Source organism: Herbidospora solisilvae, assembly GCF_009901565.1.
In the GTDB taxonomy this organism is placed as follows: Bacteria; Actinomycetota; Actinomycetes; order Streptosporangiales; family Streptosporangiaceae; genus Herbidospora; species Herbidospora solisilvae.
Genome location: NZ_WXEW01000001.1, coordinates 246,130 through 269,016 on the forward strand (window position 1 = coordinate 246,130; position 22,887 = coordinate 269,016).

Annotated in this window: 27 protein-coding genes; 11 read left to right on the plus strand and 16 right to left on the minus strand. The window is 72.4% G+C overall.

Translation table 11 applies throughout. The annotated features are described in order from the left end of the window. Complete coding sequence (locus tag GT755_RS01090; RefSeq protein ID WP_285581681.1) at positions 1 to 363, plus strand: winged helix-turn-helix transcriptional regulator; 363 nt, start codon at positions 1 to 3, stop codon at positions 361 to 363. On the opposite strand, the gene GT755_RS01095 is transcribed toward GT755_RS01090, so the two are convergent. Genes GT755_RS01095 through bla form a run of 4 tightly spaced genes read right to left on the minus strand, consistent with a single transcriptional unit; the run spans position 356 to position 5,065 of the window. After that, positions 356 to 904 (minus strand): dihydrofolate reductase family protein, encoded by a 549-nt coding sequence (locus tag GT755_RS01095; RefSeq protein ID WP_161477804.1) that lies wholly within the window; start codon positions 902 to 904, stop codon positions 356 to 358. The genes GT755_RS01090 and GT755_RS01095 overlap by 8 nt on opposite strands. Before the next feature lie 57 nt (positions 905 to 961). Continuing rightward, positions 962 to 1,888 (minus strand): RNA polymerase subunit sigma-70, encoded by a 927-nt coding sequence (locus GT755_RS01100; RefSeq protein WP_161477805.1) that lies wholly within the window; start codon positions 1,886 to 1,888, stop codon positions 962 to 964. 4 nt (positions 1,889 to 1,892) lie between these two features. Continuing rightward, on the minus strand, positions 1,893 to 4,217 hold the full coding sequence (locus GT755_RS01105; protein ID WP_161477806.1) for a transglycosylase domain-containing protein: 2,325 nt from the start codon (positions 4,215 to 4,217) through the stop codon (positions 1,893 to 1,895). Continuing rightward, positions 4,217 to 5,065 (minus strand): class A beta-lactamase, encoded by an 849-nt coding sequence (gene bla / locus GT755_RS01110; RefSeq protein WP_161477807.1) that lies wholly within the window; start codon positions 5,063 to 5,065, stop codon positions 4,217 to 4,219. Before bla ends, GT755_RS01105 begins: the two co-directional genes overlap by 1 nt. An 83-nt stretch (positions 5,066 to 5,148) precedes the next feature. Here bla and GT755_RS01115 point away from each other — a divergent pair, with 83 nt between their 5' ends. The 3 genes from GT755_RS01115 to GT755_RS01125 are packed head-to-tail and all read left to right on the plus strand — an operon-like array spanning position 5,149 to position 7,705. Next, on the plus strand, positions 5,149 to 6,018 hold the full coding sequence (locus GT755_RS01115; RefSeq protein ID WP_161477808.1) for a LysR family transcriptional regulator: 870 nt from the start codon (positions 5,149 to 5,151) through the stop codon (positions 6,016 to 6,018). Positions 6,019 to 6,035: 17 nt separating this feature from the next. Then, entirely contained in the window at positions 6,036 to 6,893 is an 858-nt protein-coding gene (locus tag GT755_RS01120; RefSeq protein ID WP_161478614.1) for a serine hydrolase, read from the plus strand. Positions 6,894 to 6,922: 29 nt separating this feature from the next. Further along, positions 6,923 to 7,705 carry a TIGR02452 family protein gene (locus tag GT755_RS01125; protein ID WP_161477809.1) on the plus strand — a complete coding sequence of 261 codons (783 nt, stop codon included), beginning with the start codon at positions 6,923 to 6,925 and terminating at the stop codon, positions 7,703 to 7,705. Positions 7,706 to 7,764: 59 nt separating this feature from the next. On the opposite strand, the gene GT755_RS01130 is transcribed toward GT755_RS01125, so the two are convergent. The 4 genes from GT755_RS01130 to GT755_RS01145 all read right to left on the minus strand — a co-directional run bounded on the left by GT755_RS01130 (position 7,765) and on the right by GT755_RS01145 (position 12,819). Continuing rightward, positions 7,765 to 8,538, minus strand: a complete 774-nt coding sequence (locus tag GT755_RS01130) for an SGNH/GDSL hydrolase family protein (protein ID WP_161477810.1) — start codon at positions 8,536 to 8,538, stop codon at positions 7,765 to 7,767. 107 nt (positions 8,539 to 8,645) lie between these two features. Then, positions 8,646 to 10,922 (minus strand): excinuclease ABC subunit UvrA, encoded by a 2,277-nt coding sequence (locus tag GT755_RS01135; protein WP_328794108.1) that lies wholly within the window; start codon positions 10,920 to 10,922, stop codon positions 8,646 to 8,648. Between the two features lie 101 nt (positions 10,923 to 11,023). After that, positions 11,024 to 12,457 (minus strand): multicopper oxidase family protein, encoded by a 1,434-nt coding sequence (locus GT755_RS01140; RefSeq protein WP_161477811.1) that lies wholly within the window; start codon positions 12,455 to 12,457, stop codon positions 11,024 to 11,026. Then, entirely contained in the window at positions 12,454 to 12,819 is a 366-nt protein-coding gene (locus tag GT755_RS01145) for a hypothetical protein (RefSeq protein WP_161477812.1), read from the minus strand. The genes GT755_RS01140 and GT755_RS01145 overlap by 4 nt, the downstream gene beginning before the upstream one ends. A gap of 164 nt (positions 12,820 to 12,983) precedes the next feature. On the opposite strand from GT755_RS01145, the gene GT755_RS01150 reads away from it, so the two are divergent. Continuing rightward, positions 12,984 to 14,042: a serine hydrolase domain-containing protein gene (locus GT755_RS01150; protein ID WP_161477813.1), complete on the plus strand. Its 1,059-nt coding sequence runs from the start codon at positions 12,984 to 12,986 to the stop codon at positions 14,040 to 14,042. Here GT755_RS01150 and GT755_RS01155 read toward each other — a convergent pair. Continuing rightward, entirely contained in the window at positions 14,032 to 14,748 is a 717-nt protein-coding gene (locus tag GT755_RS01155) for a GNAT family N-acetyltransferase (RefSeq protein ID WP_161477814.1), read from the minus strand. The two genes, GT755_RS01150 and GT755_RS01155, sit on opposite strands and share 11 nt — an antisense overlap. A 61-nt stretch (positions 14,749 to 14,809) precedes the next feature. Between GT755_RS01155 and GT755_RS01160 the strand changes: the two genes are divergently transcribed. Then, entirely contained in the window at positions 14,810 to 15,694 is an 885-nt protein-coding gene (locus GT755_RS01160) for a DUF3800 domain-containing protein (RefSeq protein WP_235965758.1), read from the plus strand. Here the strand turns inward: GT755_RS01160 and GT755_RS01165 are convergent. Further along, on the minus strand, positions 15,637 to 16,647 hold the full coding sequence (locus tag GT755_RS01165; RefSeq protein WP_161477816.1) for a zinc-dependent alcohol dehydrogenase: 1,011 nt from the start codon (positions 16,645 to 16,647) through the stop codon (positions 15,637 to 15,639). The two genes, GT755_RS01160 and GT755_RS01165, sit on opposite strands and share 58 nt — an antisense overlap. Positions 16,648 to 16,749: 102 nt before the next feature. On the opposite strand from GT755_RS01165, the gene GT755_RS01170 reads away from it, so the two are divergent. Together GT755_RS01170 and GT755_RS01175 are read left to right on the plus strand one after the other, a co-directional pair. Then, a complete protein-coding gene (locus GT755_RS01170) occupies positions 16,750 to 17,310 on the plus strand; it encodes an ArsR/SmtB family transcription factor (protein WP_202609519.1) in 561 nt (186 codons plus the stop codon). Next, positions 17,307 to 18,614 carry an MFS transporter gene (locus GT755_RS01175; protein WP_161477818.1) on the plus strand — a complete coding sequence of 436 codons (1,308 nt, stop codon included), beginning with the start codon at positions 17,307 to 17,309 and terminating at the stop codon, positions 18,612 to 18,614. Before GT755_RS01170 ends, GT755_RS01175 begins: the two co-directional genes overlap by 4 nt. Here GT755_RS01175 and GT755_RS01180 read toward each other — a convergent pair. Together GT755_RS01180 and GT755_RS01185 are read right to left on the minus strand one after the other, a co-directional pair. Then, entirely contained in the window at positions 18,516 to 19,223 is a 708-nt protein-coding gene (locus tag GT755_RS01180; RefSeq protein ID WP_161477819.1) for a pentapeptide repeat-containing protein, read from the minus strand. The genes GT755_RS01175 and GT755_RS01180 overlap by 99 nt on opposite strands. Next, positions 19,220 to 19,792, minus strand: a complete 573-nt coding sequence (locus tag GT755_RS01185; protein ID WP_161477820.1) for a helix-turn-helix domain-containing protein — start codon at positions 19,790 to 19,792, stop codon at positions 19,220 to 19,222. The genes GT755_RS01180 and GT755_RS01185 overlap by 4 nt, the downstream gene beginning before the upstream one ends. Positions 19,793 to 19,870: 78 nt before the next feature. On the opposite strand from GT755_RS01185, the gene GT755_RS01190 reads away from it, so the two are divergent. Then, on the plus strand, positions 19,871 to 20,491 hold the full coding sequence (locus GT755_RS01190) for an AzlC family ABC transporter permease (RefSeq protein ID WP_235965760.1): 621 nt from the start codon (positions 19,871 to 19,873) through the stop codon (positions 20,489 to 20,491). Between the two features lies 1 nt (position 20,492). Continuing rightward, positions 20,493 to 20,789: an AzlD domain-containing protein gene (locus GT755_RS01195; protein ID WP_030453650.1), complete on the plus strand. Its 297-nt coding sequence runs from the start codon at positions 20,493 to 20,495 to the stop codon at positions 20,787 to 20,789. On the opposite strand, the gene GT755_RS01200 is transcribed toward GT755_RS01195, so the two are convergent. From GT755_RS01200 to GT755_RS01210, 3 genes are read right to left on the minus strand one after another with little or no spacing between them, the layout of a single operon-like run. Beyond that, positions 20,773 to 21,111 (minus strand): DUF4180 domain-containing protein, encoded by a 339-nt coding sequence (locus GT755_RS01200; RefSeq protein WP_328794109.1) that lies wholly within the window; start codon positions 21,109 to 21,111, stop codon positions 20,773 to 20,775. The two genes, GT755_RS01195 and GT755_RS01200, sit on opposite strands and share 17 nt — an antisense overlap. 2 nt (positions 21,112 to 21,113) lie before the next feature. Further along, on the minus strand, positions 21,114 to 21,536 hold the full coding sequence (locus GT755_RS01205; protein WP_328794110.1) for a helix-turn-helix domain-containing protein: 423 nt from the start codon (positions 21,534 to 21,536) through the stop codon (positions 21,114 to 21,116). A 21-nt stretch (positions 21,537 to 21,557) separates the two neighbouring features. Beyond that, on the minus strand, positions 21,558 to 21,779 hold the full coding sequence (locus GT755_RS01210; protein ID WP_161477824.1) for a hypothetical protein: 222 nt from the start codon (positions 21,777 to 21,779) through the stop codon (positions 21,558 to 21,560). 76 nt (positions 21,780 to 21,855) lie between these two features. On the opposite strand from GT755_RS01210, the gene GT755_RS01215 reads away from it, so the two are divergent. Then, positions 21,856 to 22,059, plus strand: coding sequence for a hypothetical protein (locus tag GT755_RS01215; RefSeq protein WP_161477825.1), 204 nt, complete (start codon positions 21,856 to 21,858; stop codon positions 22,057 to 22,059). Here GT755_RS01215 and GT755_RS01220 read toward each other — a convergent pair. Further along, positions 22,046 to 22,699, minus strand: coding sequence for a response regulator (locus GT755_RS01220; protein WP_161477826.1), 654 nt, complete (start codon positions 22,697 to 22,699; stop codon positions 22,046 to 22,048). The two genes, GT755_RS01215 and GT755_RS01220, sit on opposite strands and share 14 nt — an antisense overlap. Positions 22,700 to 22,887: the final 188 nt, after the last annotated feature.

Genomic DNA, 22,887 nt, shown 5'->3' on the forward strand with positions numbered 1-22,887 from the left:
GTGGCAGAGCCTCTCGACCCCGACATGTTCGCCGGGTGCGCACCCGTCACCCCGCCCGTCCGGATCGGCGACAAGTGGACCGCGAAGATCATCCGCTGCCTCCAGGACGGCCCCCGGCGCTACTCCGAGCTCAAGGTCCCGCTGACCGGCATCACCCCGAAGGTGCTGACCGAGTCGCTGCGCTCGATGGAGCGCGACGGGCTGCTGACCCGGACCGCCCATCCGGGGATCCCGCCGAAGGTCGTGTACGAGCTCTCCCCCCTCGGCCACTCGCTGGTCGAGCCGCTCGACACCATGTGCGCGTGGTCCCGGGCCAACCTCCCGAAGGTGCTGTCGGCCCGGGACGCCTACGACCTCACCTGACGTACCGGGTGAGGACGGCGGCCCCCGCCCGTTCCGCGCCCGCGCACGTCAGGTGGACGGGCGGCCCGCCCGCCGGGAAGAGGCGCTCACCCTCGCCGAGCACCGTCGGGAAGACGAGCAGCCGGTACTCGTCGACCAGGTCCTCGGCCATCAGGGCGCGGACGACGCTGAGACTCCCCGCGACGACCACGTCGCGCGGCTCCCCTTTCACGCGGCCGGCGAGGTCCTCCCCGATCACCCATGAGTTCGCCCACGCGGACGTGTCGGTGAGCGTGCGGGAGGCGACCAGCTTCGGCACGGCGTTCATCCGCGCCGAGAACGGGTCGTCGCGGTGCGGCCAGAGCCGGGAGAACGACTCCCAGGTGGTACGCCCGAGCAGCAGGACCCCCTCGTCGAGGGTGCGGCCCAGCCGGAACTTGTCCCCGGCGACCGTCTCGGGGCCGTGCCGGAAGGCCCAGCCGCCCGACGGCGTGCCGCCGCGGCCGTCGGGGTCGGACACGATCCCGTCGAGGGTGATGAACTGGATGACGACGACGCTCATGGCGGAGGTCCTTTCGGTCGGATGCTCGCCCGTACGTACCGGCGGCGCCGCCTCCGCTCATCGCTCCCGGAGGTAGATCTCTTCCGGCAGGCCGAAGACCGTGAACACGTCCGGGTCGGCGAACACCACGTTGCGGGTGATCCGGCCCCCGGCGACGGTGAAGACCTGCAGGCTGTGCGGGCGGAGCCCGGCACCGGGCGCCGGCGCGTAGGCGGCGAGGGCGGGCTGGCCGTTGGCGGTCAGCCGCGTCATGGCCCAGCCGCCGCCGCGCAGCTCGAACACCCGGCGCATGAACGCCCCGTAGTCGCGGCGGCCCCGGAACCACAACGGCACCGGCGGCATCTCCATGGCGACGTCGTCGGCGAGCAGCCGCACCAGCCCCGGCACGTCGGCCGCCTCGAACGCCCGCATGTAGCGGTCGATCACCGCGCGGGTCTCCGGGTCGCCGGGCTCGGCGATCTCGGTGGCGTCCGCCATCCCGGCGAGCGCGGCGCGGGCCCGCTGCAGGGCGCTGTTCACCGCCGGCACGGTGGCGCCGAGCTGCGCGGCGACCTCGGCGGCGCTGAACTCCAGCACCTCGCGGAGCACCAGCACGGCCCGCTGCCGGGGCGGCAGCACCTGCAGCGCCGCCACCAGCGCGAGCCGCAGGTCCGCCCTGGCCGCCACGTCGTGGCGCGCGTCGGGGAACGGCTGCAGCCAGGGGACGTCGCGCGCCGGGATGAGCGGGGCCCCGGGGTCGCCCCCGGGCGCGCCGAGCCCGGAGGGCAGCGGCCGGCGCGCCCGCCCGTCGAGCGCGGTCAGGCAGACGTTGGTGGCGATCCGGTAGAGCCACGTCCGGACGGACGCCCGCGCCGGGTCGTACCGGTCGCGGGCCCGCCACGCCCGGGTCATCGTCTCCTGCACCAGGTCCTCGGCCTCGTGGAAGGAGCCCAGCATCCGGTAGCAGTACGCCACCAGCTCCGCCCGGTGAGGCTCGAAGTCCACGGGATCAGCCCCGGCCCGCCCCGGTGGACATGTCGGGCGTGCCGCCCTGGCCGGGCCCGCCGGGGCCCGGGTCGTCCGGGCCCTGGTCGCCGGGACCCGGGTCGTTCGGTCCCGGGTCGGCGGGCGGGTCGTTCTGGCCGGGGTCGTTCGGCCCGGGGTCGTTGGGCTTGGGGTCGTTCTGCCCCGGACCGTCGTTCCCGGGGTCGGTGGTGCCGGGGTCAGTGGTGCCGGGATCGGTCTGGTCCCAGCCGTCCGGGGGGCCGTACTGGTCCCACGGGTCCTCGCCGTAGGGGTCGTCAGACCACGGGTCGAAGCGCTCCACCGCGCCGAACCGCTCCTCGTTGATCGGGGTGAACGGCGTCGCCGGAACCCCTTCCAGCGCGGCCAGCATGGTCGCCTTCCAGATCGGGCCCGGCACCGTCGCGCCGAACACCGAGCCGTACCAGCGTCCGCCGATCGTCACGTTGTTCAGCTTGTGGGTGCTCGCCCCGCGCGGGTCGGCCAGGCTGACCGCGCCGGCCAGGTCGGGCGTGAAGCCGGCGAACCAGGCGCTCGACTGGTTGTCGTTGGTGCCGGTCTTGCCGGCCGCCGGGCGGCCGATGCCGCCGACGCCGCGCATCGTGCCCTTGGTGAACACCCCGGACAGGATGTCGGCGGCCGCGTCGGCGACCTCGGCGTCGATGGCCTGCGAGCACTCGGGCGCGAACGACGTCTTCTTGCCGTCGCGGTCGACGACCTCGGTGATGGCCATGGGCTTGCAGTACTTGCCGCGCGCGCCGATCGCCGCGTAGGCGTTGGCGACGGTCACCGGGTCCATCTCGTTGATGCCGAGCGTGAAGGTCTCGAACTCCTGGAGCTTCTTGCCGTCGGCGCGCTTGATGCCGAGCGACTTGGCCGTCTTGACCGTCTCGCACAGGCCGACGCGCTCCTCCAGTTCCATGAAGAACGTGTTGACCGAGCCCCACGTCCCGGTCTGGAGGGTGGTGTAGCCGGGCGAGCCCTCGTCGTTGGTCACCGCGTGGTTCGGGTCGCCGACGGCGTTGCCGGCGCAGTCGGTGAACGCCGAGGGCGACGGCGCGGTGTACGACCCGCCGACGTTGAACCCGTCGCTCAGCCGCATGCCCTGGCTCAGCGCCGTGAGCAGCGTGAACGTCTTGAACGTCGAACCCGCCTGGACGCCGCCGAGCCCGCCGTGGGCGCGGTCGGCGACCACGTTGTAGTCGAGGTCGTCCCGGCTGGCGGCCATCGCGCGGATCGCGCCGCTGCCCGGTTCGACGAGCGCCTGGGCGGCCACCGGGCCGTCCTTCTTGCCGACGTAGGCCGCGATGCCCTTCTGGGCGGCGTCCTGCATCTTCGGGTTCAGGGTGGTGCGGATCGTCATGCCGCCCTGCTTGAGGGCGCGTTCGCGGTCCGACCGCGTCTTGCCGAAGCGCTTGTCGGCCAGGACCTCGGCGGAGACGTACTGGCAGAAGTAGCGGTACTCGCTCGTCTCGCAGCCGCCGGGGATCGGCACGCCCTTGTAGCCGAGCTTGCTCTTCTTCGCCTTGGCCGCCTCGGCGGGGGTGATCTTGCCGAGTTCGGCCATCCGGTCGAGGACGACGTCGCGGCGGGCGACCAGCGCGTCGCGGTTGCTCTTGCCGCCCTCCGGGTCGGTCGCGGTCGGCAGCCGGACGGCCGCCGCCAGCGTCGCCGACTGGACCAGGTTCAGCTTGGCCGCCGAGACGCCGAAGAAGCGCTTGGCCGCGGCCTGGATGCCGTGGGCGCCCGCGCCGAAGTAGGCGATGTTCAGGTACTTCTCGAGGATCTGGTCCTTGCTGTACTTCTCCTCGACCGACAGCGCGTAGCGCAGCTCGTTGAGCTTGCGCACGTAGCTCGGCGCGAGCGCGGCCTCCTTCTGCTCGTCGGTGGTGGCGCTGTTGAGGAGGACCTGCTTGACGTACTGCTGGGTGATGCTGGAGCCGCCCTGGGCGACGCCGCCCGCGCTGAGGTTGGCGGCCAGGGCGCGGATGGTGCCCTCGATGTCGATGGCGCCGTGCTGGTAGAAGCGGTCGTCCTCGATCGCCACGATCGCGGTGCGCATGACGGGCGCGACCTTGTCGATGGTGACGTTCTCGCGGTACTGGTCGTAGAACTGGGCGATGCGCTTGCCGTCGGCGTCCAGGAGCGTGGTCTTCTCGGCGAGCGGCGGTTCGGCCAGTTCCATGGGGCTCAGGTCGATGGTCTCGGCCACCCCGCTGAGGGCGATCCCGGCGGGGAGGGCGAGGCCGGCGGTGATCACCCCGGCGGCGATCCCGGCGACGAGCAGGCCGGGCATGGTACGCAGGCGCATCACAGCTTCCCGAGGCCTCGTGCCGCGATCGTGGCGGCCCTGGCGATGACGGACTCGTCGGCGGCGGCGTTCCTGTCGGTGCGGTTGGTGTAGATCGCCATGATGATCGGTTTCTTCGATCCCTTCGGCCAGATGACGGCGTAGTCGTTGGCGGTGCCGTAGGTGCCGCCGGTCCCGGTCTTGTCGCCGATCCGCCAGCTCTTGGGCAGGCCGGCGCGGATGCGCTTGTCTCCGGTCTCGTTGGCGACGAGCCAGCCGGTGAACGTGCGGCGGTCGCCCGCGTCGAGGGCGCCGCCCACGGTGAGGGCCTTCAGGTCCGCGGCGATGGCGGCCGGGGTGGTGGTGTCGCGGACCTCCCTCGGGTGCCAGAGGTTGAGCCCGGGTTCGTTGCGGTCGAGGCGCGAGACGTGGTCGTCCAGGCTCCGGAAGTATCCGGTCAGGCCCTTCGGGCCGCCGATCTGCCGGAGCAGCAGGTTGGCGGCGGCGTTGTCGCTCTTGGTGACCGCCGCCCTGGCCAGCGCGGCCACGGTCATGCGGGAGCCGACGTGCTTCGCGGTCTCCGGCGAGTTCGGCAGCAGGTCCTTCTTCCTGATGAGGATGCGCTTGCCGAGGATGTCGGGCTTCTTGTCCAGCACGGCCGCCGCGAGCACGCCCTTGAAGGTCGAGGCCAGCGGGAAGCGCTCGCCCGACCGGTAGGCGACGGTCCGGCCGGTGGCGGTGTCGAGGGCGTACAGGCCGATCCGGCCTTTGAACGCGGTCTCCAGCGCGCGCAGATCCGCGACCGCCGAGGTCGGCGGCGCGGTGACGCCACCGGAGAGCAGGGCGAGGGACAACACGAGGGGAAGCATGCCGAAGAGTCTGTTCTGTCAGCGTAAATACCGTCAAAGACACTTGAAGCCTACATTATGCGTTCATGACATAATCACTGGTCGTGGACCTCCTCGCCGCCTGGAGAGTGTTCGTCAACGTGAGCGAACGCGGCAGCTTCACCGAAGGCGCCGCCGCCTCCCAGGTGCCCCAGCCCGTGGCCAGCCGCCGCATCGCCGCGCTGGAACAGCACCTCGGCGCCAAGCTCTTCGACCGGTCCGCGCGCGGCGCGCTGCTGACCGACTTCGGCCGTGACCTGCTGCCCTCGGCGCAGCGTCTGGTCCGGCTCGCCGACGACATGGAGTGGGAGGCGGGCCAGGCCCGGCTCAAGCCGCTGCGGCTGGCCGTCCCGGAGATCTGCGCGGTCCGCGACCTGGCCCTCCTGACGGTGGAGGCCCGGCAGGAGGGCGTGCACCTCGACGTGGTCGGCGCCGCCGCCGGGATCAGGGCCGAGCTGGCCCGCTCCCGCGAGGTCCGCGCGGCGCTGGTGGCCACGCCGGAGGACGGCGCGACGTGGGTGGTCGACCTGGGCCTGGCCGGCGTGGGGGGTCCGCCGGGTCCGGTCGTGTACGTCGAGAGCCTCCGGCCCGCCCGCGCCGACAGGTCGGCCCGCAGGCCGAGGATCTGGATCCAGCCAGAGGACGACGTCCCGCACATCAGGGACCGCCTCCTCCGGATCAGGGACGCCGCAGGCCTGCTCCCCTCCCAGGTCGCCGTCGCCCCCTCGCTGGTGACGGCCGCCGCCGAGGTGATGGTCTCGGCCGACCTGCTGCTCTGCTCCCCCCGCCAGGCCGCCGAGCTCGGGCTGGCGTGGCGGCCCGTCGGCGAGCTGCGCCTCACCCGCGGGTACGCTGTGGCCTCCGCCATCGGGGACGACGCCGAGCGGGTGCGGGGATGGCGTCGGGTGGCCGCCTGCCTGGGGGTTGACGCGTGATCCGTGACCTGCGCCGGATGCTCGACGACGGAGGGCTGCGAGGCTCGTTCCTGGTCCGCGACCTGCGTACCGGCGAGGAGCTCGGCATCGACCCCGACGACGAGTACCCGACCGCGTCCCTGGTCAAGGTGCCGCTGGCCGCGGCCACCCTCGACCGCATCAGGCGCGGCGAGCTCGACGGGGCCACCCGCCTGACGGTCGGCCCCGGCGCCCGTTTCTCGCCCGGCCCGACGGGCACCAGCCGGTTCCGGCACCCGGCCGAGATCGCCGTCGACGACCTGCTCCTGCTGACCATGACGGTCAGCGACAACACCGCGGGCGACGCCCTGTTCGAGCTGACCCCGCCCGCGATGGTGGCCGCCTTCCTGGAGGAGCACGGCCTGCGCGGCATCTCCGTCCGCCACACGCTGCGCCACCTGACCGAGAGCCCGGTGCAGGCCCTCGGCGGCCACCTGGCCCACGTGCTGGCCATCGAGGGCTCCACCGCCGGGCGCGGCCACCCGGTCCCCGAGCTCGACGTGACCCGCGGCTCGTCGGGGTCGGCCCGCGCCTTCGTCGACCTGCTGGCGGCGTTGTGGCGGCCGTCCAGGATCGACCCCTGGGTGGCCGGGCGGGTGCGCGAGCTGATGGGCGACAACGTGCTGCGCCAGCGCCTGGCCCCCGACTTCACCTCCGACCTGACGACGTGGTCGTCCAAGACCGGCACCATGCTCAACCTGCGCCACGAGGTCGGCGTGGTGGAACACGTCGACGGCCAGGTCCACGCGGTGGCGGCGCTGACGGAGTCGCGCGTCGCGGCGGTCCGCCAGCCGGGGGCCGAGGCGCTCATGGCTCAGGTGGCGCGGGCGTTACGGGACGAAATCCGGTCGCGCTGACCGTGCCCGCACTGCGACGATCACGGCAAATGAGCACCCGACTGCGGGCGGTCGCCCGCGAGACCATGGACATCGTCGCGAACGGCGGATACCGCGCCCCCTCCGGCCGCTGGGTCGAGGTGACGGTCGACCCGGCCCTGACCCGCCTCCACCTGCCCGGCGAGCGGCTCGACCGGCGCGGCGACCGCACGCCGCTGATCGACGTGCGCAACCAGACCACGCTCCAGGGGGCCCGCGAGCTCGGCGGCGAGCCGGCCTGTCTCGTCTTCGCCTCGGCCAAGAACCCCGGCGGCGGCTTCCTCAACGGCGCGAAGGCCCAGGAGGAGGACGTGGCCCGCGCCTCGGCGCTCTACACCTGCCTGACCGCCGCCCCCGCGTTCTACGCCTTCCACCGCGAACAGGGCGATCTGCGCTACAGCGACCGGGTGATCTACTCCCCCGGCGTGCCGGTCTTCCGCGACGACCGCGGCGACCTGCTCGACGAGCCCTACCGCGTGGCGTTCCTGACCTCCGCCGCCCCCAACGCGCGGGCCATGGGGCAGACGCGGCGCGAGTCGCTCGCGGAACTCCCGGAGCTGTTGCACGCGAGGGCCGCGCGGGTGCTCGACGTCGCGGCGGCGCACGGGCACCGGCGGCTGGTGCTCGGCGCGTGGGGCTGCGGGGTGTTCGGCAACGACCCCGCGATGGTCGCCGCCGCCTTCGCCACGGCCCTCGCCGGTCCGCAGCCGTTCGACCACGTCAGATTCGCCGTGCTCGACCGCCATCCGGGCACCCCGACCTTCGCCGCGTTCAGGGCGGCCCTCACCGGCTGAGCGGCACCGGCACGGGCACGACGACCCGTTTCCCGGCGGTTCCCGGAGCCGGTCATCGGTCAGCCGGACGGCACGACGTCGGTCAGCGCGGGCCGCTTGGCGTGGCGGCCGTTGCCCGAGGAGCGGCCGGTCAGGCGGCGGATCAGCCACGGCCCCAGGAAGGTGACCACCCAGACCACCTCCGCGCGGCACCGGGCCAGCCGGTTCGGCGGCTCCAGCGGCGGCAGCGGCGTGGTCCAGGAGTCGTCGGCGCCCGGCAGGCCCAGGGCGTGCGCGGCGCCCGCCGCGATCAGCGAATGGCCCAGCGGGGTCGCGTGCACGCGGTCGCGGCACCACAACCTCGGGTCGACCCCGATCGCGTGGGACTCCGTGTCGACCACGATCACCCCGAGGCGCAGGGCCGACTCGCGGATGCGCCGGTTGAACTCCAGCAGCCTCGGCCGCAGGTGCCGGGTCATCGCGGAGATCCGGGTCACGTCGGGATAGGTGAACGTCAGGACGGTCGCCCCGGCGCCGGCGAACGCGGCGTAGACGGCGTCGAGGTCGGCCATCACCGCGTCGACGTCGAACCCGGGGCGGACCAGGTCGTTCATGCCGACCATCACGGAGACCAGGTCGGGCCGCATGGCCAGGGCCGGGCCGAGCTGCGTCGCCCTGACGTGGCGGGCGCGGTGGCCGCGGACGGCGAGGTTGGCGTACCGGAGGCCGGGATGGTGGACGGCGAGCATCTCGGCGAACCGGTCGGCCCAGCCCCGGTAGCCCGCCGACTCGTCGCCGTCGTTGAGGCCCTCGGTCTGGCTGTCGCCGACGGCGACGTAACGGAGATAGCGCATGCCGGCTCCTGCGCTCAGGTGGTCGTGCGAAGTGATCGCACCAGTGCCGCCTGTCCGGTTCTCACCACCCAGATGACCGCCGTCTTAAGGCCGGGTGAGCCTTGCCCTCAGGCCACGTACTCCCGCAGATGCCGGGCCGTCAGGGTGTCGGCGTCGGCGACCAGGGAGGCCGGCGGGCCGGTGAAGACGACCTCGCCGCCGTCGTGGCCGCCGCCCGGCCCGAGGTCGATGATCCAGTCGGCGTGGGCCATGACGGCCTGGTGGTGCTCGATCACCACGACCGTGTTGCCGTCGTCGACCAGGCGGTCGAGCAGGCCCAGGAGCTGGTCGACGTCGGCCAGGTGGAGGCCCGTGGTCGGTTCGTCGAGGACGTAGACCGACGACTTCTCGGCCATGTGGATGGCCAGCTTCAGCCGCTGGCGCTCGCCGCCCGACAACGTGTTGAGCGGCTGGCCCAGGCGCAGGTAGCCGAGGCCGACGTCGACCATGCGGTCGAGGATGGCGCGGGCCTGGCCGGTGGTGAAGAAGTCGCGGGCCTCGGTCATCGACATGCCGAGGACCTCGTGGATGTTCTTGCCGCGCAGCGTGTAGCCGAGGACCTCGGCGGTGAAGCGCCTGCCCTCGCACTGCTCGCACACCGACGACACCCCGGCCATCATGGCCAGGTCGGTGTAGATCAGGCCGATGCCGTTGCAGCCGGGGCAGGCGCCCTCGGAGTTGGCGCTGAACAACGACGCCTTCACGCCGTTCTCCTTGGCGAAGGCGGTGCGGATCGGGCCGAGCAGGCCGCTGTAGGTGGCGGGGTTGCTGCGCCGCGAGCCCCTGATCGCGGTCTGGTCGGCGACGACCACGCCCTCGCGGCCGGACAGGTAGCCGTGGATGAGGGAGCTCTTGCCCGACCCGGCGACGCCGGTCACCACGGTCAGCACGCCGAGCGGGACGTCGACGGCGACGTTCTTCAGGTTGTGGAGCGTGGCCCCCGAGATGGAGATGTGGCCGCGCGGGGCGCGCACCCGGTCGCGCAGTCTGGCCCGGTGGTCGAGGTGGCGGCCGGTCAGGGTGCCGGAGGCGCGCAGGCCGGCGACGTCGCCGGTGTAGCAGACGCGGCCGCCGTTCTCACCGGCGCCCGGTCCGAGGTCGACGACGTGGTCGGCGATGGCGATGACCTCGGGCTTGTGCTCGACGACCAGCACCGTGTTGCCCTTGTCGCGCAGCATGAGCAGGATCTCGTTCATGCGGCGGATGTCGTGGGGGTGCAGGCCTACGGTCGGCTCGTCGAAGACGTAGGTGACGTCGCTGAGGCTCGACCCGAGGTGGCGGACCATCTTCACGCGCTGCGCCTCGCCGCCCGACAGGGTGCCCGAGGGGCGGTCGAGGCTCAGGTAGCCGAGGCCGATGCCGACCAGGGAGTCGAGCAGGTCACGAAGGCCGGTCAGCATCGGCCCGACGCTCGGGTCGTCGATCGTGCGCAGGAACGCGGCCAGGTCGTTGACCTGCATCGACGAGCACTCGGCGATGTTCAGCCCGTTGATCCTGGACGACAACGCGGCGCGGGTCAGCCGGGTGCCCTCGCATTCGGGGCACGGGGCGAACACCACGGCCCGATCGACGAACGCCCTGATGGCGCCCTGCATCGACTCACGGTCCTTGGTCAGGTAGATGCGGTTGACCTTGACGACCAGGCCCTCGTAGCTGAGGTTGTTCGAGCCGACCCTGACCTTGGTGAGCGGCTTGTGGAGGAAGTCGTCCCACTCCTGCTCGGTGAAGTCCTTCAGCTTCTTGTCCGGGTCGTAGAAGCCGGAGTTGGCCATGATCTGCCAGTACCAGCTGTCGACGTGGAACTGCGGGACGGTGATCGCGCCCTCGTTGATCGACTTCTCGCGGTCGACGAGCTCGTCGACGTCGATCGTCGAGACCTGCCCGAGGCCCTCGCACCGGGGGCACATGCCGTCGGGCAGGTTGAACGAGAACGCCGTCGACGGCCCGATGTGGGGCCGCCCCAGACGGCTGAAGACGACGCGGAGCATGGTGTAGGCGTCGGTGGCGGTGCCGACCGTCGAGCGCGAGTTGGCGCCCATGCGCTCCTGGTCGACGACGATGGCGGCGCTCAGGTTGTGGAGCGCGTCGACGTCGGGGCGGCTCTGCGACGGCATGAACGACTGGATGAACGCGGTGTAGGTCTCGTTGATCATCCGCTGCGACTCGGCCGCGATGGTGCCGAACACCAGCGACGACTTGCCGGACCCGGAGACCCCGGTGAAGACGGTGATGCGGCGCTTGGGGATGTCGAGGGAGACGTCGGCCAGGTTGTTCTCCCTGGCGCCCCGCACCTGGATCACGGTGTGGGAGTCGGCCGCGGGCGATTCGTTGAGGGGAGGCAGCACCCGGGAGAGCCTAGACGACCGGAGCGACGCTCCGGCCCGCCCGCGCCCAGACCGCCGGCACCGCCAGCCCGGCCCAGGGCCGACGGGCTCCAGCCCGCGCTTCAGGGGATGACGTCGAAGGTCGCCATCATGGCCATGTCCTCGTGTTCGAGGTTGTGGCAGTGGAAGACGTACCGGCCCGGATAGCCGTCGAACCGGGCGATCACCTCCACGGTCTGCGCCTCCCGCAACTCGACGGTGTCCTTCCACTCCGGGTTCGGCGTACCGTCGGCCATCACCTGGAAGTGCGCCAGGTGCAGGTGGATCGGGTGGCTGACGTCGCTGGTGAAGCGCCAGATCTCGGTCGCGCCCAGCTTCACCGTGGCGTCGACCCGGTCGGCGGCGTACGGCCTGCCGTTGATCAGCCAGCCGGTGCCGCCGTGCATGTTGCCGCTGGTGAACTCGAAGTCGCGGGTCACCGTGGCCGAGGCCGGGTCGAGCCGGTCGACCCGGGAGAGCACGGCCGGGACGGCGGAGTCGTCGGGGGCGTCGCGGTCGACGTCGAACCGCATGACGCGGCCGTCGCCGGCGAGGTCGCGCAGCTCGACGCGGTCGCCGATCCGGTGGGCGGCGAAGTCGACGACGAGGTCCGCCCGTTCGCCGGGCGACAGGCGTACCGAATCGAGGGTTCTCGGCGCGGGCAGCAGGCCGCCGTCGGTGCCGATCTGGACGATCGGGCCGCCGGTCGACAACTCGTAGGGCCGGGCGTTCGACGCGTTGACCACCCGCAGCCGGTAGCGGGCGCGGGCCACCTTCAGCACGGGCCACGGCGCGCCGTTGACCAGCGTGACGTCGCCCAGCACCCCGCCCATGTAGGCCTCCTTGGCGCCGGGCCTGCCCGGCACTCCCGGGTAGGGCATGGTGCCGTCGGCCGCGAAGGAGCGGTCGCAGATCACCAGGGGGATCTCGCGTTCGCCCTTCGGGAGCGGCAGCGCGTCCTCCTCGTCGTCGCGGACCAGGAAGAGCCCGGCCAGCCCGCGCCAGACCTGCGGGCCGGTGTAGTCCATGCGGTGGTCGTGATACCAGAGGGTGGCGGCGCGCTGCGTCATCGGATAGTCGTATTCGCGGATCGCCCCCGGGTGTACGAGGTCGGTCGGATGCCCGTCCGAGGCCGCCGGGGTGTGGCCTCCGTGCAGGTGCAGCACGGTCGGCGCGGCCAGGCCGTTCCTGAGCCGGACCACGGTCCTGCGGTCGCGGCGGGTCTCGATCGTCGGGCCGGGGAAGACGCCGTCGTAGCCCCAGATGGGCGTGCGCAGCCCCGGGAGGATCGTGGCGACCGCCTGGCGGGCGGTCAGGTCGTAGTGGTCGGCGTCGCCGCGCCGGACCGGGCGGGCCACCGGCGGGACGGGCAGCGGGACGGCGAACGGCCGAGGCAGTGGAGCGGTGCTGCGCAAAACCTGCGGCACCGGGGTGCCCGCGAGCAGCGAGCACCCCGTGACCAGAGCGAACCCGCCCAGGCCGATGGTGGCCAGGGCCTCACGCCGGGTGAGCCTCACGCCGCCGCCGACACGTTCCGCCGGGCCGGGTAGAGGTAGCCGAGCGAGTGGACCACACCGCCGAACATGAGCATGCCGATCGGCACGTGCAGCGCCTTGAAGTGCGCGAATCCCAAGTACATCTGCACGAAGACCAGCAGCAGCGTCAGCGCCGCCGGGACGATCACCTTCCGGTCCTTCGTCATGATCGAGACCACCAGCGAGGCCAGCGCCGCCAGCAGCACCAGGATCGCGCTGGCGCGGTGCATCCCGCGCCCGCCCGGTGAGGCCAGCAGCAGCCCTGCGGTGATGCCCTGGATGAGGAGTGCGGCCGCGAGGACCAGCGTCACGATCCGCCGCGCGCCCAGATATGCCGTGTTCATGGGCCGATCGTGGCGGCCGGGGGTGGTCGCGCGCGTCATGCCGGGGATGGCCGGTCGGCTACGTCCGCCGTGGTAGCCGCCGCGTGTCAGTGCCGCGACGGTTCCATGTCAGCGCCGCCCGCGACGGTTGACCCATCGATCACCGCGGATGCGAGGAGCACCCAATGACCACCACCACCGCCACCCTCCAGGCGACCATCGACGAGCTCGTCGGCGCCGGCGTCCTCAGCGCGCAGCTGCGCCTGCACGACCAGGGGGAGGTCTGGGTCGGCACCGCCGGGGTCGCCCGCCTGGGCGAGCCGGAGGGGCCCCCGGCCGACGGCCGGTTCCGGATCGGCAGCGCCACCAAGACCTTCGCCGCGACCGTGGTGCTGGGGCTGGTCGCCGAGGGCAGGTTCGGCCTCGACGACTCCGTCGCCGCCCATCTGCCCGGCTTCGGCCTCGACCCCCGGATCACGGTGCGCATGCTGTTGCAGCACACCAGCGGGGTGTTCGCCTTCACCGGCGAGTACTTCGAGGACGGCACCGTCGTCCCCGGCATCCCCGTGCTGGGCCAGGAGTGGGTGGAGGCCCGCTTCCGGTCGTACACGCCCGAGGAGCTGGCGCGGTTCGCGCTGAACAAGCCCGCGCGGTTCGAGCCGGGCGCCGACTGGAGCTACTCCAACACCAACTACGTGCTGGCCCGGCTCCTGGTCGAGAAGGTCACCGGCCGCTCGCTCGCCGAGGAGACGCACCGCCTGATCCTCGGCCCGCTCGGCCTGACCGGCACCTTCCTGCCCGGCGAGGACACCGCCATCCCCGGCCCGCACGCCCACGCCTACTACCGCTACGAGGAGGACGGCGTCGAGAAGACGGTCGACGTCACCCGGCAGAACCCCTCGTGGATCTCCACTGGCGGTGACATGATCTCCACCACCGAGGACCTGCACACGTTCGTCTCGGCGCTGATGGGCGGCCGCCTCCTGCCGGCCCCGCTCCTGGACGAGATGCGCACCCCCCACCCGAAGGCGGGCTACGGCCTCGGCCTGTTCGTCCTGCGGGACGGCGCGCTCCTCAACCACAACGGCGGCCTGTCGGGCTACGCGACGCTCATGTACAGCACCCCCGACGGCGGCACCACCCTGACCGGTTCGATCACCTTCGTGGACGACGCCGCGATGTCCCAGGCGGCGACCTTCCAGAAGTTCGTGGAGCGGATCCTGGACGAGGTCTTCAGTCGCTGATCCGGTAGTGGTAGGCGTGGGACCGGGTGAACCCGTGCTGCTCATAGAGGGCCCTGGCGCCCGGGTTGTCCTCCTCGACCTGGAGGTAGAGACGCCGGGCGCCCTCCCCCTCGGCCCAGGCGGCCCCGGCGGCCAGGATCCGCGACGCGATCCCCCGGCGGCGGTGGTCGGGGCGGGTGGCCATGCAGAAGACGCCCGCGTAGCCGTCGTCCACGGCGACGACCCCCATGCCGGCGACCTCGCCGCCAACGGTGGCGGCGAAGAAGGCGACCGGTTCGGGGATGCGCAGGATGACCTCGGCGGTGCTGACCCGGTCGTCGAGGGCCGCGAAGACCTCCGGCCAGCGGGCCCGGTCGCGGACCCGCGCCACCGAGGCGGCCTCGCCCGCGACGGCCGAGGCGGGGGCGGTGAGGATCAGCGTCGGGGCGTCGCGGCGGTAGCCCCGGGCGGCCAGCGCCCGGTCGAGGCCGGTGTGGACGTCCGCCGGACTGACCTGGACGCAGACGGCCCGGCCGCGATCACGGTAGTAGCGCTCGACCGCCTCGATCGACGGGGCCGATCCGGGCAGCGGCAGCGCCGAGTTCGTGCGGCGGCGCGGCACCGAAGGGGTGTGCCGGAGCAACCAGCCGTCCCGCTCCTCCACGTGGACGGCCGGCCAGGCGCGGGCCGCGCGGCGTTCGAGCCGCCACCATTCGGGCTGGTCCATGGGCGGCACCATACACATACCGGGAGGCGGGGAGTTCGCCCCGTATTGTCTAATGGCCAGCATGGAGATCGGGTGTGACGAGTCGGGGGCGGAGGGCGAGAAGCTCATCGGCGGGGTGACCGACGTGTTCGCCCACGCCGGCGTCGCGCTCACCCTCGGCGAGGCCGAGGCCTGCATGGACGAGGTGCGGCGGCGCGCCCCCTCGCCCATCACCGAGTACAAGGCCTTCGTGATCCGGCGGGCCAAGCACCGGCTGGCCCGCCAGTGGCTGCTGGGCCCGACGGGCCCGCTCCAGGGCCGCGCCCACGTCCACCTGACCGACAAGACCCTCCACATGACCCGCCGCGTCGCCGACCTGATCGGCGAGGACGGCGACCGCCTCTACCAGCTGGGCCCGGCCGCCTTCGGCGCCCGGTGGCGGGACCTGCTGGAAGGCTTCAACGACCTGATGCGCCCCTACGCCGACCGGTCGATCGACGCGGTGTTCACGCTGGTCGACGACCTGGCCCAGGCGCCCGGCGAGGCCGGCGACCTGCTGCGCCGCCTGGCCAAGACCCGCCCTCAGATCGAGGACCTGCGCGACCGGCTGGCCCGCGACCCGGGCACGGCCGCGCCCCTCGACCCGCTGCTGCCGGCGATCGTGCGGGCGGTGGAGTACTGGGGCCGCGGCCGTCCGGTGACGGTCGTCCACGACCGCCAGACCAGCCTCACCGAGGAGCGGATCGAGCTGCTGCGGCGGGCCTGTCCCCTGGAGGAGCTGCGGCTGGAGGAGTCCCACCTCGACGCCCGCATCCAGGTGGCCGACCTGCTGGCCGGGATCGCCCGGGGCATCGCCGCCGACGAGCTGCACGGCCGGGGCGACCGGCTGCTGTCGGGCCTGCTCGCGCCCTACGTCGACGAGCGGTCGGTCTGGGCCGACGGGTCGATGTGGATCTTGGGCGGCTGACCGGGATCCCGCTCCCCCGCCAGCGCTCCGGCCACCTCGTCGAGCCCGACCGTGGCGGCGATCAGCGGCGTCGGGTCGACCGCGCCGGAGGCGTAGCGCTCGATGGTCCCGGCCAGGCCGCCTGACGCGCTGAGCACGCCGGTCACCCGCAGGTCCTTCAGCGCGATCACGCGGCTGTCGACCAGGCTGGGCTCCCCGGCCAGGCCGATGAAGACCACCCGCCCGCCCGGCTCGACCTTCTCCACGGCCAGCGCGGGCAGGCGGGCGGCGTTGGAGGCGTCGATCACCGCGTCGAACGGCAGGTCGGGCACCTCCGTGTGGCAGGCGAAGCCGAGCGACCGGGCGAAGGCCGTCGACAACCCGAGCAGGTGCACCTCGGCGCCCTCGGCCCGCGCGAACATGGCCGCCAGCAGGCCGATCGTGCCCGGCCCGAGGATCAGCAGCCGGTCGCCGGGCCGCAGAAGGGCCGCCCGGACGGCGCGCAGCGCGTTCCCGCCCGGCTCGACCAGCGCCCCGAGGGCGGGCCCGACGCCGTCGGGCAGGGTGTGCAGGGCGAAGACGGGCACCGGCAGGAATTCGGCCAGGGCGCCCGGACGTCCGTGCCGGATCCCGATCTCGAACCGGTCGGCGCACAGGTGCTGCCGTCCGCCGCGGCAGCGGTGGCAGGTCTGGCACCCGAGCATGGTGTCGCCGGTGACCCGCCGGCCGAGCCACTCGCGGGAGACCCCGGCCCCGAGGGCGGTGACCACGCCGCACCACTCGTGCCCGATCCGGAGGGGATAGCTGGCCTGGCCGTCGTGCAGGTAGGCCATCTCGCCGGTGAAGAACTCGGCGTCGGTCCCGCAGACCCCGGCCCGTTCGACCCGGACGACCACCTCGCCGGGTGCCGGCACGGGCGGCTCGACGTCCAGGACTTCGCCCTGGAACGGACCGGTGATGACGAACGCGCGCATGATCCCCTTTCTCCCGGATCTTACGGTGACGTACCGTTTTCGGCCATCCCAAACCGCAAAGGGTTCTTTGCAAAGAGTTCTTTGCGGTTTATGGTGGCTCTCATGAACGAGTCCGTCTTCCTCGACGCCAAGGGCCTGCGCGCGCTGGCGCACCCGGTCCGCGTGCAACTGCTCGGCCTGCTGCGGCTCCACGGCCCCCAGACCGCGACCGGACTGGCCGACCGGCTGAGCCTGACCTCCGGCGCGACCAGCTACCACCTGCGCCAGCTCGCGGGCGGCGGGCTGGTCGAGGAGGACGTCAACCGGGGCAACGGCCGCGAGCGCTGGTGGCGGGCGATCCACCGCATCACCCACTTCGACGACACCGAACTGGCCGACCAGGAGCCGGAGGCCGCGTTCATGTACCTCCAGTCGGTGATCGACGTCCAGGGACAACGCGCCCATCGCACCCTGGCCGCCCACCAGACGATGCCCGGCCCCTGGCGCGACGTCTTCGACCTCAGCGACTGGGCGCTGCGCCTCACCCCCGAGGAGGCCCACAGCCTGATCGAGGAGCTGCACGCCGTCGTCGGCCGCTACCGCCTCGACGGCCCCGACGCCGAGGCCCCCGGCGGCGCGGAGCGTGTCGTGCTCGTCATCCACTCCCTGCCGGAGCCGTCATGACCCGCTCGTGGCGCCCGGTCGCGGGCCTGTTCGCCGCCTCCCTGATCGCCCACACGGGCACCCGCGTCTCCGCGATCGCCATCCCCTGGTTCGTACTGGTCACCACCGGCAGCGTCACCCAGACCGGCCTGGTCGCGTTCTGCGAGATGGCTCCGTACGTGCTGGTCAAAGCCCTCGCCGGCCCGGTCGTCGACCGGATGGGCCCCCGGCGGATGTCGTGGCGGGCCGACGCGGTCAGCGCCGTGGCGGCCACGCTGATCCCGATCCTGCACTTCTCCGGGGGGTTGTCCTTCCCCGTGCTGCTGGTCCTCGTGGCGGTCATCGGGGCGGTGCGCGGGCCGGGCGACCTGGCCAAGGAGATCATGGTCCCGGAGGCGGCGGAGCTCGGCCGCATCCCCCTGGAGCGGGCGGCCGGCCTCGCGGGCGTCGCCGAGCGCCTCGCCTCCACGGTCGGCCCGGCGGTCGCGGGCGCGCTGGTGGCCCTGACCGGCCCCATGGTCGCCCTGATCGCCAACGCCGTCTGCTTCGCCCTCGGCTCGGTGATCGTGGCGACCGTCCTGCCCAAGGACATGGGTCACCGCCCCGCCGAGACGGGCCCGAAGACCGGCTACTGGCGGCGCTTCGGCGAGGGCTTCGCCTTCCTGAGGAACGAGCGCCTCATGCTGACCATCACGATCATGGTCGGTCTCACCAACTTCCTGGACGCCGCCTTCTCCTCCCTGCTCCTCCCGGTCTGGGCCAAGGAGACCGGCGGCGGCCCGGCCGCGATCGGCCTGGCCACCAGCGTCATGGGCGTCTCGGCCGTGGCGGGCTCCCTGATCGCGGCGATGGTCGCGCACCGGCTGCCCCGCCGCCTGGTCTTCTTCCTCGGCTTCCTCGTCATCGGCGCCCCGAGGTTCCTGATCCTGGCGGTCGACGTGCCGTTGTGGGCGGTCATCGCCGTCTTCGCGGTCGGCGGCTTCGGCAGCGGCTTCCTGAACCCGATCATCGGCGCGATCTACTTCGAGCGGGTGCCGAGGCCGATGCTGGGCCGCGTCAACTCCCTCAGCGACGCGGTGGCCTGGTCGGGCATGCCCCTCGGCGGCCTTGCGGCCGGCGCGGCGGTGGCGGCGGCCGGCCTGGTGCCGGTGCTGGCCTTCTGCGGGGTCGCCTACTTCCTGATCACGACCCTCACGGGCCTGCGCCCCGAGTGGCGGGAGATGCGCTCAGCGCCAGTGACCGGGCCGGTCGAGGTCGAGCCGGGTCTCCCGGTCACCCCGGGCGGCGGCGACCTGCGGACGGGTCAGGAACAGCGCACCCCGTAGATCGGCGCCCCGCACGTCGGCCCCCCGCAGGTCGGCGCCCAGCAGGTCGGCCCCGCGGAGGTCGGCGCCCCGCAGGTCGGCCCCGATGAGCAGCCGCCCCCGGAGGCTGACGTTCCGCAGGTCGTGCCCGCGCAACCGGGCCCCCGCCAGGTCGCGGCGCACCTCCTTGGCCGGCCCGCGCGCCTGTTCGCTGATCTCCCCGAGCCGCGCCCCGACCCGCGCCCGCAACTCGCCGATCGCGAAGGCGTCGATCACCGGGGACGCGGCCAGCGCCTCGGTCTCCTCGCGCAGGTCGGCGGCGTGGCCGTACCGCCCGGCCTCGTCGAGGTACCAGAGCAGCTCGTGGAGCTGCCGCAGCAGCGGAAAGAGCGCGACGTCACGCTTCTCCTGGGTGACCCGCTGCCCCGCCCCGAAGCAGTCGAAGGTGACGCAACCCTGGTAACCGCTGTCGAGCAGCCGGTCGTGGATGCGGCAGCGGAAGTCCCCGGTCAGATTGACGCAGGGTTTCCCGGCGGGCTTGTCGACGGCGAAGTCGGCCGATCGGGTGAACGGCAACTCCACGCAGCACAGCCCCGCGCAGGAGGCGCAGTCGGAGCGCAGGTCGATCACACGTGCTCCATGACGATCACGGCGGTGGTCTCGGGTTCGAGTGCCCGGAAGACATGCGGCACGTCGCCAGGGTAGGTGATGTAGTCGCCCGGCCCGAGCTCGACGGGCCCCTCGGTCGGCCCGACGAGGGCCCGCCCGTGCCCGATGATCGCGTGCTCCGTCGTGCCCGGGTTGTGCGGATCGGACACCCGCGCCTCCCCCGGCTCGGCGTCGATCCGGAACAGGTCCCGCCGCGCCCCGGGCGGACACGAGGCGAGCAGCGTCGCGGCGTAGTCGGCCCGCTCGGAATGGGTCACCGGCCCCTCCCCCGCCCGGATCACCCGCACATGCGGCCGGGGCGGGTCGATGAGCCGGCTGATCGGCACCCCCAGCGCGACCGCGAGCGCCCACAACGTCTCCACGCTGGGATTTCCGGCCCCCGACTCAAGCTGCGACAGCGTCGACTTGGCGATCCCGGCCCGTTTGGCGAGCTCGGTCAGCGACAACCCGACCCGCTCACGCTCGCGGCGTATCGACGCGGCGATGAGGGTGATCAACGCGGCGGAGGTGTCCAAGCCTGTTCGCTCCATCAGTCCGATTGTTCGCCTTGACGAACATTGTCGTGTGTGTTCATTCTAGTGGCCATGCGTTCGATATCACGAACGGCTTTGCGCGACATAGCCCTCGTCTGCGTGGCCGACGCCATCGTCGGAGCCTCCTTCGGCGCCATCGCCGTGTCCGGAGGTTTCGAGCCCTGGGTCCCGGTGGTGATGTCATTGATCGTGTTCGCCGGAGGAGCCCAGTTCGCCGCCATCGGCATCGTGATGGCGGGCGGCGGCGCCGTGGCGGCCGTGGCGACCGGCCTGGTGCTGAACGCCCGCCTCCTCCCCTTCGGCTTCGCCGTCGCCGACACGGTGAAAGGCCGCCTGTACGGCGCCCAGCTCATCACCGACGAGACGGTGGCGTTCGCCCTGAAGGGGCGGGACGCGCGGGAACGGCACGACTACTTCTGGGTCAGCGGCCTGGCCCTCTTCGCGGCGTGGAACGTGTCGGTGGTCGTCGGGGCGCTGGCCGGGACCTTCATCGGCGACACCGACGCCCTGGGACTGGACGCGATGTTCCCGGCGGTGCTGCTGGCGCTGATCACGCCGGCACTGTCGGAGCGGGGGGTGCGGGCGCCGGTACTGGCGGGCGGGGCGATCGCCTTGGCGGCGTCGACGGTACTGCCGGCGGGGGTGCCGGTGCTGCTGTCACTGCTCGGGTTGCTGGCCCGCCCGAAGGAGGCCTGAGATGGACATGCCGATCGTCGCGATCGTGGTGCTGGCCGCCGGGACGCTGGCGTTCCGGCTGGCGGGCCCTCTTTTCCGGGATCGGGTACGGATTCCGCCCCGCCTGGAGGACCTGCTGTCGCTGGCCGCGCTCGTTCTGCTGTTCGCGCTGGTCGTGACCTCCTCGTTCGCCGGATGGGCGCGGCCGGCCGGGGTGCTGGTGGCGGGGGTGCTGGCCGTCCGGAAGGCGCCGTTCCCGGTGATCGTGATCGCGGCGGCGGCGACCACGGCCGTGCTGCGGCTCATCGGGGTGCCGTGACGCGGGCGTCGAACTCCTCGCGCGTCGGCAGGAACCACGTCTGGTCGCCGCGGTTGCATTCGCGGACCAGGTCGCGGAAGGCGTCACTGGCCGCGATGTGGCGGGAGACGTCTCCGATGACGGACAGGCGGAGGCCGTACTGGACGAACTTCTGCAGGATCGCGCCCGCGAGGCCCGTCCGCAGGGAGAAGAAGGCGTCGGGCAGCCGCTCGGCCGGGATGACCACCCAGGTCACGCCCTGCCCGAAGGTGGCGCCGATGACGTCGAGCGCGTCGGCCTCGCTGGCGATCGGCGGCCCGTCGGCGGGGAGGGTGAAGTGCACGGTCACTCCTTGGTGAGGGCGTCGACGATGGTGAGCAGCGCGGCGGTGTCGGCGACCCCGCCGATCACGACGATCTTCAGCGAGGCCCGGACCTCGTCGTAGATGGCCTCGACCCGGAGCTTTCCCTCGGCGCTGCCGCTGTTGGCCAAGGCGATCACCGCGTTCGAGATCCGATCGGTCTGCTCCCGGCTGATCGCGTCGACCTGGACCACACTGGAGACCTCGACCGCCCGATGCCGCCGCACCGTCTCGGGGACCACCGGCTGGCCGGTGAAGGCTTCGAGGTCCTCGCGGGTGATCCGGTACTGCTTGCCGATGCGGACGGCCTTCAGCTTGCCGTCCCGGACGTAGTTGCGCACGGTTTTGACGTGAAGCCCGAGTAGGTTCGCTACCTGTTCGACCGAATATGGCTGCATGTTCCCCATTATAGGGAACAATAGGGAATATCAGCGCCGGAGCGAGAACGCGACCAGCACGACGCCGACGAACGCGAGCGACAGGTTGGCGAAGACCTCGCGGCCCTCGAAGAGGTCCATCCGCTCGAAGATCCAGCGGTTGGGAGCGTTGAACAGTATGCCCATGATCGGCTGCGTGGCCAGGTGGTCGACGGTGCCGCTGACACCCATCATGAACAGGAGCAGACCCAGAAGCCGGGGACCTTTTCGCATGCCGCCGAGATTAGGGGCGGCGACGGTCGGGAGGACTCGGCCGAAGGTCTTCCCCGGTCCGACTTTGGGGTGGTGCGTGGCCGGCGACGACACTGGCCGCAACTGGGACGCCTTCGCCGACTCCCTCGGCGACGCCGTCCGCGCCGGCGTCGTCAGGCGAGGCGTGACCTGCTCGGGGACGACCGGGACGACGATGGTCACGATCCCGGTCAGCAGGGCCCGACCCGCTCCCAGGCGGCCTATGACGACGACGCCGTACCACCTGGTCAGCGGCCTCTGAGGTAGGCCAGCACGGCCAGCACCCGGCGGTGGTCGTCTTCGGCCGGAGGCAGGTCGAGCTTGGCCAGGATGCTGGCGATGTGCTTGGCGACCGCCGCCTCGGTGACCACCAACGCGCGCGCGATGGCCGCATTAGAGCGGCCTTCGGCGACCAGACCCAGGACCTCGTGTTCACGCGGGGTCAGCCGGGCCAGGGGTTCGCGGCGGCGGCCGAGCAGTTGCCGTACCACCTCCGGGTCGACGACCGTGTGCCCCTCCGCGACGCGTTCGACCGCCTCGACGAACTCGCGCACCTCGCCGATGCGGTCTTTCAGCAGATATCCGATGCCGGCGCCGCCGCCGGAGTCGAGGAGTTCGGCGGCGTAGGTCTGCTGGACGTACTGACTGAGCACCAGCACCGCGAGCCCCGGACGGGTGGCGCGCAGGGCGAGGGCGGCCCGCAGTCCCTCGTCGGAGAAGCCGGGCGGCATGCGGGCGTCGGTGACGACGATGTCGGGCTCGTGGGCGGTGACGGCCTCGACGAGCGCGGCACCGTCGCCCACGGCGGCGACGACCTCGTGGCCGAACCGCTCGAGGAGCCCGGCGAGCCCTTCACGCAGCAGCACGACGTCTTCGGCCAGAGCTACCCGGAGACGGGGCACACGACCTCCACGAGGACCTTCACCCCGGCTGCCCGGAGTGGGGACACGAGACCTCCACCACGGCCGCCCGAGAACGGAACGAACCGCTCCCCGGAGAGGGGAGGCCGTCCTCTAGAGATACGCGGCGGAAGCGGGCGACCACATCGCACGCCATCTCCCTCCCGACCGTTCGGCGACACGAGACGACA

Excerpts from the sequence above, each read along its gene's own strand:
- GT755_RS01095 (WP_161477804.1), bottom strand. The coding sequence starts at position 904 with ATGAGCGTCGTCGTCATCCAGTTCATCACCCTCGACGGGATCGTGTCC.
- GT755_RS01105 (WP_161477806.1), bottom strand. The coding sequence starts at position 4,217 with ATGCGCCTGCGTACCATGCCCGGCCTGCTCGTCGCCGGGATCGCCGCC.
- bla (WP_161477807.1), bottom strand. The coding sequence starts at position 5,065 with ATGCTTCCCCTCGTGTTGTCCCTCGCCCTGCTCTCCGGTGGCGTCACC.
- GT755_RS01120 (WP_161478614.1), top strand. The coding sequence starts at position 6,036 with ATGCTCGACGACGGAGGGCTGCGAGGCTCGTTCCTGGTCCGCGACCTG.
- GT755_RS01125 (WP_161477809.1), top strand. The coding sequence starts at position 6,923 with ATGAGCACCCGACTGCGGGCGGTCGCCCGCGAGACCATGGACATCGTC.
- GT755_RS01130 (WP_161477810.1), bottom strand. The coding sequence starts at position 8,538 with ATGCGCTATCTCCGTTACGTCGCCGTCGGCGACAGCCAGACCGAGGGC.
- GT755_RS01145 (WP_161477812.1), bottom strand. The coding sequence starts at position 12,819 with ATGAACACGGCATATCTGGGCGCGCGGCGGATCGTGACGCTGGTCCTC.
- GT755_RS01150 (WP_161477813.1), top strand. The coding sequence starts at position 12,984 with ATGACCACCACCACCGCCACCCTCCAGGCGACCATCGACGAGCTCGTC.
- GT755_RS01155 (WP_161477814.1), bottom strand. The coding sequence starts at position 14,748 with ATGGACCAGCCCGAATGGTGGCGGCTCGAACGCCGCGCGGCCCGCGCC.
- GT755_RS01160 (WP_235965758.1), top strand. The coding sequence starts at position 14,810 with ATGGAGATCGGGTGTGACGAGTCGGGGGCGGAGGGCGAGAAGCTCATC.
- GT755_RS01165 (WP_161477816.1), bottom strand. The coding sequence starts at position 16,647 with ATGCGCGCGTTCGTCATCACCGGTCCGTTCCAGGGCGAAGTCCTGGAC.
- GT755_RS01170 (WP_202609519.1), top strand. The coding sequence starts at position 16,750 with ATGAACGAGTCCGTCTTCCTCGACGCCAAGGGCCTGCGCGCGCTGGCG.
- GT755_RS01175 (WP_161477818.1), top strand. The coding sequence starts at position 17,307 with ATGACCCGCTCGTGGCGCCCGGTCGCGGGCCTGTTCGCCGCCTCCCTG.
- GT755_RS01185 (WP_161477820.1), bottom strand. The coding sequence starts at position 19,792 with ATGGAGCGAACAGGCTTGGACACCTCCGCCGCGTTGATCACCCTCATC.
- GT755_RS01195 (WP_030453650.1), top strand. The coding sequence starts at position 20,493 with ATGGACATGCCGATCGTCGCGATCGTGGTGCTGGCCGCCGGGACGCTG.
- GT755_RS01205 (WP_328794110.1), bottom strand. The coding sequence starts at position 21,536 with ATGGGGAACATGCAGCCATATTCGGTCGAACAGGTAGCGAACCTACTC.
- GT755_RS01210 (WP_161477824.1), bottom strand. The coding sequence starts at position 21,779 with ATGCGAAAAGGTCCCCGGCTTCTGGGTCTGCTCCTGTTCATGATGGGT.